This window comes from Micromonospora echinofusca, assembly GCF_017614955.1.
GTDB lineage: Bacteria > Actinomycetota > Actinomycetes > Mycobacteriales > Micromonosporaceae > Micromonospora > Micromonospora echinofusca_A.
The window spans coordinates 1-1870 of record NZ_WVUH01000606.1; the positions used below are offsets into that span (position 1 = coordinate 1).

General features: G+C 72.2%; 2 protein-coding genes. One reads left to right on the top strand and one right to left on the bottom strand.

The features are described from left to right. Positions 1–293 precede the first annotated feature (293 nt). Entirely contained in the window at positions 294–998 is a 705-nt protein-coding gene (locus GSF22_RS33225) for a CBS domain-containing protein (RefSeq protein ID WP_208817864.1), read from the top strand. Positions 999–1179: 181 nt separating this feature from the next. Here the strand turns inward: GSF22_RS33225 and GSF22_RS33230 are convergent, their stop codons facing one another. Continuing rightward, positions 1180–1638 carry an Asp23/Gls24 family envelope stress response protein gene (locus tag GSF22_RS33230; protein WP_208817865.1) on the bottom strand — a complete coding sequence of 153 codons (459 nt, stop codon included), beginning with the start codon at positions 1636–1638 and terminating at the stop codon, positions 1180–1182. Positions 1639–1870 lie beyond the last annotated feature (232 nt).

Sequence of the window (1870 nt, forward strand, 5' to 3'; positions counted from 1 at the left end):
CTTCCTGGCCGCCGGGGCGGGGGTGCGGGCGGTGTTGTTCCGCTCGATCGTGGCGGTCATGGTCTCCACGTCCTCTCGTCGTGTCCTGCCTGGGCTTTCCGGGGACAACTCCATTCCACGCCGACGACCCGGTCCGGGGCAGGGCCGGTCGGTCCCGCCGGGCGGAGGACCTTCGGCCCCTCCTGTCCGGGTCCGGATGGGGCCACAGGTCCCGGGGCCGCCGGTCCTGCGCCCCTGCCCGGCCGTCGGCCGTCGCCATAGCGTGGGTACGCGAGCGAGAGGGAGTGATGACGATGCGTACCTGGCAGGTGGGTGACGTGATGACCACGGAGGTGGAGGCGGTCGCCGCCGACACCCCGTACCGGGAGATCGTGAATGTGATCATGAGGCGGGGCGTGAGCGCCGTGCCGGTGGTCGACGACTTCGGCCGGGTGCTCGGCGTGGTCTCCGAGGCCGACCTGCTGCACAAGGTGGAGGCCGCCGGTCAGCCGCAGGACCGACGGGTGTTCGAGGGGCGTCGCCGCCGTACCGCCCGGCGCAAGGCCGACGCGGCGCTGGCGGCCGACCTGATGACCAGCCCCGCCGTCACCGCCTACGCCACGACGCCCCTGGTCGCGGCAGCCCGGACGATGGACACCGAACAGGTCAAGCGGCTGCCGGTCCTCGACGACCTCGGCCGGCTGGTCGGCATCGTCACCCGCAGCGACCTGCTCCGGGTGCACCTGCGGCCGGACGCGGAGATCCGTGACGACGTGGTGCACGAGGTACTGCGCCGGGTGCTGTCCATCCAGGACGGCAAGGTACGCGTCGAGGTGCGCGACGGGGTGGTGACCCTCAGCGGGCAGGTGGAGCGGCGCACCGCCGCCGAGGCCGCCGGCCGGCTCGCCGGGCAGGTCAGCGGCGTGGTGTCGGTGGTCAACGGGATCGGCTACGACGTGGACGACGTGCCGCTGGTCGGGCTCGGCGCCTGGCCGTCGTACCCGACCCCGGTGGCGTGACTCCCCACGTCGGTGGCGTGACTCCCACGTCCTCGACGTGCGGACCCGTCCCGGTGGCCGTGACCGCCCGTCCCGGTGGCCGTGACCGCCCGTCCCGGTGGCCGTGACCGCCCGTCCCGGTGGCCGTGACCGCCCGTCCCGGTGGCGTGGCCCGCACCGGGCGGGACGGCCGAACGCCGGTCTAGGCCGCGTCGGTGACGTCCACGTCGACATCCGCCCCGTTGACGTGGACGTCGTCCACGGTGATGTTGACCTCCGAAACGGTCAGACCGGTCATCTCGCGTACCCGGTCGATGACGTGCTGCCGGACCGCGTCCGAGACGTCGACGATGCTCTCGCCGTACCACGTGACGATCTCCAGGTCGACGATGGTCTCCTGTTCGTCGACCTCGACCACCACCCCGGGTTCCTCCGCGCGTACCGCCCCCCGGGGCGCGCCCGTCGGTTCGGGCGGTACGTCCCCGATCGCCCACACCCCCGGTACCTCCCGGGCGGCGTGGCCGGCGATCTTGGCTACGACGGTACCGGTGATCCGGGTCCGTCCCTGTTCGCCCAGCAGTTGCGTGCTGGTGGGGTCGTACTCGGTCAGCTCGTTGCCCCGCCGGTCCTCGTCGCGGATCGCTGTGCCGGTGTCGGTCATCGCGCCCTCCAGCTGCCGGGTCCGTTCTGAATACACCGGTGACCGGTTCCGGAACCTCGCCATTATGTGACCTGGCTCACATTCATGTGAGGTCGGTGCCTGACAGAGGCCGTGAACCACCTCTCCCCCCACCACAACTCCGTGACCGGCGCGGGAGAGCGGGGTGTGTGGTGTGCCCCGGTGTGTCCGGGCGTCACGGATGTCCGGTATCCGGGGCGGGTCGGGGCCGGTC

Bases quoted from the DNA above. Each gene is read 5' to 3' on its own strand.
- GSF22_RS33230 (WP_208817865.1), bottom strand. From the start codon at position 1,638: ATGACCGACACCGGCACAGCGATCCGCGACGAGGACCGGCGGGGCAAC.
- GSF22_RS33225 (WP_208817864.1), top strand. From the start codon at position 294: ATGCGTACCTGGCAGGTGGGTGACGTGATGACCACGGAGGTGGAGGCG.